The organism is Corallococcus interemptor (genome assembly GCF_003668875.1).
Lineage (GTDB): Bacteria > Myxococcota > Myxococcia > Myxococcales > Myxococcaceae > Corallococcus > Corallococcus interemptor.
In genome coordinates, this window is record NZ_RAWM01000325.1 from 1 (window position 1) to 463 (window position 463).

The following is a 463-nucleotide window of genomic DNA, read 5'->3' on the forward strand; positions in this document are numbered from 1 at the left end:
AGATGGCAGCGCGGCCATTACCAGTGAATGTTTGGGTCGTCGCCACATTCGTCACTGAGGCTGTTCGTCCAGTCCTTGACAGACTTAGACGTATCGCGGTTGGGGATCGTGTCCTCGAGCAGTCTGAGCATCGAGTACTTCTTGTTGGATTCGGATGACAGACCCAGGATGCGGCGACCTGAATCCTTCATTTTGAAGTTGAAGAACATGGAGCCGGCTGACCAGCCGTAGACCTTGAGCTGGGTTTTGACGTATCGCTCGACCCAGTCGTCGTTGTCTAGAGCTGAGATGGCGGAGAACTCGCCCATGAGCACGGGCGCAGGGAAGTTGGCCATGGAGTCGCGGAATCGGCACACGCTGTCAAAGATCTGGCCCTCGTCCGTAGGTTCAGGGCTCTGGAACCACGCAGGGTACGGATGGTCATCCAACACAAACGTGCCGGCCTCCTGCTTCTGCGCAAAGT

The 463-nt window shown here is 56.8% G+C and carries 1 protein-coding gene; it reads right to left on the minus strand.

The window, feature by feature from the left end:
* Positions 1-17: 17 nt before the first annotated feature.
* On the minus strand, positions 18-463 hold a 446-nt coding region (locus tag D7X96_RS42080; RefSeq protein WP_158626689.1), incomplete at its 5' end, for a hypothetical protein.